Source organism: Nonomuraea sp. MG754425, assembly GCF_021699195.1.
GTDB lineage: Bacteria > Actinomycetota > Actinomycetes > Streptosporangiales > Streptosporangiaceae > Nonomuraea.
Window position 1 is genome coordinate 35,735 of record NZ_SSXE01000076.1, and the last position, 6,131, is coordinate 41,865.

Below are 6,131 nucleotides of genomic sequence, written 5' to 3' on the forward strand. Positions count from 1 at the left end.
GGAACGCATGCGCTTCAAGATTCTCGGGCCCTTGGCCGTAGCAGATGAAGGGGAGGAACTTCACGTCGGAGGCATGCAGCAGATCGTCCTGGCGATTCTGCTGCTGGATGCGAACCGGGTCGTGCCGGTCGGCAGGATCAGCGAGGCGTTGTGGGGCGAGAACCCGCCGAACACCGCCCGCAATCAGATCCAGATCCGTGTCTCCCAGCTCCGCCGGCTGCTCGATGACACGGTGCAACCGTTCAACTTCCTGATCACCCGGGCTCCCGGGTACCTGATGCGCGTCGAGCCGGGCCGGCTCGATCTCGCCGAATTCGACGACCTGGTGTGCCGGGCGGAGCGAGAACACCCCGTCCAGGCCGTGCGGACCTTGGGCGAGGCTCTCGCCCTCTGGCGCGGTCCCGCGCTGTCCGGCATGGAGAGCGACCTGATCCGGGCGATCGTGCACGATCTCGACGAGCGCCACCTGCTGGCCCTCCACCGGCGCATCGAGCTGGAGCTGGGCCTCGGCCGCCACCAGCAGCTACTCGGCGAGCTGCGCAAACTCGTCCAGGACCATCCGCTGCACGAGCGCTCGCACCGATTCCTCATGCTCGCGCTCTACCGTTCAGGACGGCAGGCGGCGGCCCTGGACGCCTTCCGCGCCTATCGCGGCCTGCTCCTCGACGCCCTCGGTCTGGAACCGAGCGACGAGCTGCGCATGCTTGAACGGGCCATCCTCAACCAGGAGCCGGCGCTCGACGTCACCACCCACGTGGCCCGCCTGTCACCGATCCCCAGGCAGTTGCCGCCGATGCTGTCCCGGCTGTCCGGACGGGACGACGAGTTCGTCGGCCGTGACGGAGACCTGGCGATGCTGAAGGAGCGCCTGGCGTCCGGCACGGGGCCGGCCGGCGGGGTCGCGGCGATCGTCGGCACCGCGGGCGTGGGTAAGACCGCGCTCGCCATCCGCTTCGGCCACCAGGTCTCCCACGCGTTCCCCGACGGGCAACTGTACGTCAACCTGCGCGGCTACTCGCCCGGCCCGGCGATGACACCGGTCGAGGCCATGACTCGGCTGCTCGGCTCGCTGGGCGTGCCGGGCGAGCAGATCCCGGCCGACGAGGAGGCGGCCGCGGGCCTGTACCGGTCCTGTCTCGCGGGCAAGCGTGTGCTCATCCTGCTGGACAACGCCCTGTCCGCCCAGCAGGTACGGCTCCTGCTGCCGGCCGCGCCCGGTTGCCTGACGCTGGTCACGAGCCGGAGCCGGCTCGCCGATCTCGTCGTCGGCAACACCGCCTGGTGGCTGCCCCTCGACGTGCTGGGACAGGCCGACGCGCGCACCCTCCTTCGCTCGATCATCGGCGCGGACCGGGCGGCCGCGGAGCCGGAGGCCGTGGCGGAGCTGGCCCGGTTGTGCGCCCGCCTTCCCCTCGCCCTGCGGGTCGCCGCCGCCAACGTCGCCATCCACCCGCACCGATCCGTCGCCGACTACGTGGCGGCGCTGGCCGCCGACCGGCTGTCCTCGCTGGAGGTCGACGGTGAGTCCGCGGTGCGCGCCGCCTTCACCCAGTCCTACGTGCGGCTCGGCACGGCCGCTCAGCGGCTGTTTCGCCTGCTCGGCCTGGTACCCGGTCCGGACGTCACCGCCGAGGCGGCGGCGGCCCTGTCCGGCACCGACACCGCGCGGGCCGCCCGGCTGCTCGACCAGCTCGCCGCCGCGCACCTCATCGAGGAACATCGGCCGCGCCGTTACGTCTTCCACGACCTGCTGCGCCGGCACGCCAGGAGCCAGGCCGAGCAGGACGACGATCCGCCGAGCCGGCGGGAGGCGACCGAACGCCTCGGCTCCTGGTACGTCTCCACGGCAGCCAGGGCGATCGAGGTCGCCTACCCGGCGACGACCCGGCTGCCCGCCGTCCGGACCGTGGCGGGACTGTCCGGCATCGAGCCGGCCGGCCCCGGCGACGCGTCGGCGTGGCTGGCCGCCGAGTGCGAGAACCTCGTCGCCATCGCCGTGCACGCCGCCGAGCACGGGCCGTACCGCTTCGCCTGGCTGCTCGGCGACGTGCTGCGCCACTACTTCGTCCCCCGCGCCGGCCTCGCCGACTGGGCCGCAGTCTCCGACGCCGCGCTCCGGGCCGCCATCGCGGACGACGAACCACTGGGGCAGGCGGCCGCACAGCTCAGCCTGGCCATGATCAGCCGGCTGCGCTCGCGGTACGACGAGGCGATCGAGATCGCCGAAGCCGCCGCGGCACTGTGCCGGCGGTCCGGCTGGCCCGAAGGCGCGGCTGTGGCGCACAACAACCTGGCCGCCGTTCATGTGGAACGGGGCGAGATGCGACAGGCCCTGACGAACCTGCGCGCCGTGCCGCCCATCTACCGCGCTGCCGGGATGCCCCTCAGCGAGGCCGCCGCCGTCGGCAACCTCGGCGCCGTCCACCTGCAACTCGGTGCGCTTCGGGAGGCGCAGGAGCACATCCGGACGACCGCGGCGCTGCGCCGGCCGCTCGGCAAGGGCCTCAGCGGCATCGAACTCAGTAACCTCGCCACCGTCCGCCGGCTTCTCGGCCATCTCGATGACGCGCTCGGGCACGCCACCGACGGCCTCGCGCGCAACCGCGAGAGAGGCTTCCAGATGGAGGCGGCGAAGAGTCTCGCCGTCCTGGCGCAGGTCCATCGTGACGCCGGCCGCCTCGATCTCGCCCTCGACCAGGCGTTGCGGTCCCGGCGACTCGCCCAGGAAGCCGGAAACGTCTACGCCCTGTGCGGCGCCCTCAACACCGTCGGCACCGTGCACACCTGCCGGCGCGCGTATCGCCAGGCCCTTGACGCACACCAGGACGCTCTGACCCGCGCACGCGCGGCGGACATGCGGTACATGATCGTCCGGGCCATGATCGGGCTCGGCCGCGCCCACCTCGGGCTCGGCCACCACGACGAGGCACTGCTGCAGGCCACGCGGTCACTCGAGATCGCCGACGACGCCGGCTACCGCATCCAGGCGGGCAACGCCCTCACCACGCTGGCCGAGATCCACCGTGCCCGCCTCGACCACGCGCTGTCCACGCGGTACGCACGGCAGGCACTCGCCGTGCACGGCGAGACCGGATTCCGGCTCGGGGCGGAACGTACGACCGCCCTGCTGGCTGCCGTACCTGCCCGCGTCCAAGCTCAGGCGGGCCACTCGGGCACGAACACCCCGGACTGATCACCGAACGAGGGCAGCGGCCGACCTCTCCGGCGTCCCATCGTGGCAGGTCGAACGACCTGACCCGCGGGCGTCGCCCGCGTCGCCGTGATCGGGCGCCCCGCGCCGCCGGCCGCCGCGCGGCGCGGGGCGGGGTCGCCCTCGCCCCGGATCCGGCGTGCACCCCGGCGGCAGTACGGTGCCGACATGACGTCTGTGTCGAGTGAGGACCTGACCGCGCGGGCCAAGATCCGCAACGTGGCGCTGGCGATGTTCGCCGAGCAGGGTTTCGAGGCCACCACGACCCGGGGGATCGCCGCGCAGGCGGGCGTGTCCCCGGCCCTGCTGCGCCACCACTTCGGCTCCAAACAGGGGCTGCGCGAGGAGGTGGACCGGGAGGTGTCGCGCGCGCTGGGGGAGGCGTTGCAGGAGGTCGGCGCCGAACTGGAGTCCGGCGACCTGGTGGCCGCGCTCGGCGAGGTCTCGGCGCGGCTGTTCGGCGCCGACCCGCACCTGCGCGGTTACCTGCGGCGGGTGCTGCTGGAGGACAGCGACACCAGCAGCCGCCTGTTCGACCGGCTGCTGGCCGGGACGCGGGCCGAACTGGACCGGCTGGGCGGCCTTGGCGCGTTGCGCTCCGACGCCGACCCGGTGTGGGCCGCCTACCAGGTGCTGTTCCTCATCCTGGGGCCGCTGCTGCTGGAGCCGGTGCTGCGCCGGAGCCTGAGCTCGGAGCCGTTCGCGGCCGAGGTGCTGCGGGCGCGCAGCGAGGCCAACCAGCGGCTGCTGCGTCACGGGATGTTCGCCATCGACTCCTGACTGTCCGCTTGAACAGCATGCTGTCCAAGCGGACAGTCACGTGTTAGCGTGCCCCCATGGAGGCTCTCGCAGTCGACCTGATGAGTCCCGAGGCACTGATCCAATCCTTCGGCCTCATAGGCATCTACGTCGTGTTGTTCGCCGAAACAGGACTGCTCATCGGATTCTTCCTGCCTGGCGACTCACTCCTGTTCGTCACCGGCCTGGCCGCCTCCGGAGCCATGACGAGCCTGGCCGGAACCGCCCTGCCCCTCGGCCCCCTCCTCATCGGAGCACCCCTCAGCGCCATCGCCGGCGCCCAACTCGGCCACTACCTCGGCGCCACCGCGGGGCGGCACCTCTTCCGCCGCCCCGACCGGCACGAACGCCTGCGCCGCGCCGAAACCTACTTCGCCCGCTACGGCCCCGCCCGCGCGATCATCCTGGCCCGCTTCGTCGGCGTCGTCCGCACCTTCATCAACCCCGCCGCAGGCATGCTCGGCGTCCCCACCGGCCGGTTCCTGCTCTACAACGTCATCGGCGCCATCGTGTGGACCGACGGTCTCATCCTCGCCGGCTACCTCATCGGCGACCGCATCCCCGGCGGAGTCGACGGCTACATCCTGCCGATAGTCCTGATCATCATGCTGCTGTCACTGCTGCCGCTGATCGGCACCCTTCTCAAAGCCCGTGCCTCCCCCACCTCCCTGTACGAACCCACCAGCCCCGACCACTACCGACTCACCCCATCGGGCGCCGACCAGATCAGCCACCTCCTCGGCCAGATCGCCGACCGCGACCCCGACCACCGTCTGCGCACCCTCGCCGGCCAACTGCGCCACCACATCACCCGCCACACCGACATCCCGGCCCGACCTCAGGGAGAACAGTGACAGCGCCCCGCATCTACCACGACGACGACGCCGACCTCACCTGGCTCACCACTCGCGTCGTCACCGTCGTCGGCTACGGCAACCAGGGCCGATCCCAGGCCCTCAACATGCGCGACTCCGGCATCGACCGCATCCTCATCGCCGACCACGACCCCACCGCCGCCGACACCGCCCGCGCCGACGGCTTCGACGTACACCCCGTCACCGAGGCCGTCACCGCCGGGGACGTGATCCTCCTGCTCATCCCCGACGAAGCCCAGCCCGACGCCTTCCACACCGACATCCGGCCCGGCCTCCGCCCCGGAGACACCCTCGTCGTCGCCTCCGGATACAACCTCGCCTACGGCCTCCTGCGACCACCCGGGGACATCGACGTCGTCATGGTCGCCCCCCGCATGATCGGCGCCGGGGTCCGCTCGAACTTCCAGAACGGACGCGGCTTCCCCTGCTTCGTCTCCACCGAACACGACACCACCGGCCACGCGCTCACCCGCGCCCTCGCCGTCGCCCGCGCCATCGGCGCCACCCGGGGCGGCGCCATCGCCTCCACCGCCGGCGAAGAAGCGGCCCTCGACCTGTTCACCGAACTCGCCATCGGCCCCGCCATCCTCGGACTGCTCACCGCCGCCTACGACACCCTCCACCACGCCGGATTCTCCGACGAAGCCATCCTGCACGAGATGTACCTGTCAGGAGAACTCGCCGAAATCTTCGGACGCGCCGCCACCGACGGCCTGTTCGCCCAGCTCAACCTGCACTCACGCACCAGCCAGTACGCCCACCTGCGCGGCTTCGCCGCCCTGCCCACCGACCAGCTACGCCGCCACTTCACCGACGTCCTCGACACCGAGATCCTCGCCGGCGCCTTCGCCCGCGAATGGTCACACGCCGACGACGATCCCCTCGACACCCTGCGCGCCACCTCCCGGCCCCTCCCGCTGGCCGGCGCCGAACGCCGCGTCCGCCACCGCCTCACCACCCAGGGAAAGACCCGATGACCGCCACCGCCCCGAGCGCCGACCTCAGCACCGCCCAGCGAGAGATCTACCAACGCGGCATCACCGGCACCATCCCCGACCTCCCCGTCGACCTCACCCAGCTCGAAGAACTCGCCCGCCGCCAGCTTCCCCAGGAGGTCTTCGGCTTCCTCGCCGGGGGAGCGGGCCGCGAAACCACCATCCACGCCAACCGCACCGCCTTCGACCGATGGCGCATCATCCCCCGCATGCTCCGTGACGTCTCCACCCGCGACCACCGCAGCACCATCC

General features: G+C 71.9%; 5 protein-coding genes. All 5 read left to right on the forward strand.

Annotated elements, in window-relative coordinates; all coding sequences use genetic code 11:
- Positions 1 to 7 precede the first annotated feature (7 nt).
- Positions 8 to 3,193: an AfsR/SARP family transcriptional regulator gene (locus FAF44_RS25530; protein WP_272894999.1), complete on the forward strand. Its 3,186-nt coding sequence runs from the start codon at positions 8 to 10 to the stop codon at positions 3,191 to 3,193.
- Between the two features lie 186 nt (positions 3,194 to 3,379).
- On the forward strand, positions 3,380 to 3,991 hold the full coding sequence (locus tag FAF44_RS25535) for a TetR/AcrR family transcriptional regulator (RefSeq protein ID WP_237105788.1): 612 nt from the start codon (positions 3,380 to 3,382) through the stop codon (positions 3,989 to 3,991).
- Between the two features lie 56 nt (positions 3,992 to 4,047).
- On the forward strand, positions 4,048 to 4,863 hold the full coding sequence (locus FAF44_RS25540) for a DedA family protein (RefSeq protein WP_237105789.1): 816 nt from the start codon (positions 4,048 to 4,050) through the stop codon (positions 4,861 to 4,863).
- The gene (locus FAF44_RS25545) at positions 4,860 to 5,861 is read left to right on the forward strand and encodes an NAD(P)-binding domain-containing protein (protein WP_237105790.1); all 1,002 of its coding nucleotides are present in this window, start codon (positions 4,860 to 4,862) and stop codon (positions 5,859 to 5,861) included. The genes FAF44_RS25540 and FAF44_RS25545 overlap by 4 nt, the downstream gene beginning before the upstream one ends.
- Positions 5,858 to 6,131 (forward strand): alpha-hydroxy-acid oxidizing protein (locus tag FAF44_RS25550; protein WP_237105791.1); only part of this gene is annotated, 274 nt, incomplete at its 3' end. The genes FAF44_RS25545 and FAF44_RS25550, both read left to right, overlap by 4 nt.

Bases quoted from the DNA above. Each gene is read 5' to 3' on its own strand.
- FAF44_RS25530 (WP_272894999.1), top strand. From the start codon at position 8: ATGCGCTTCAAGATTCTCGGGCCCTTGGCCGTAGCAGATGAAGGGGAG.
- FAF44_RS25535 (WP_237105788.1), top strand. From the start codon at position 3,380: ATGACGTCTGTGTCGAGTGAGGACCTGACCGCGCGGGCCAAGATCCGC.
- FAF44_RS25540 (WP_237105789.1), top strand. From the start codon at position 4,048: ATGGAGGCTCTCGCAGTCGACCTGATGAGTCCCGAGGCACTGATCCAA.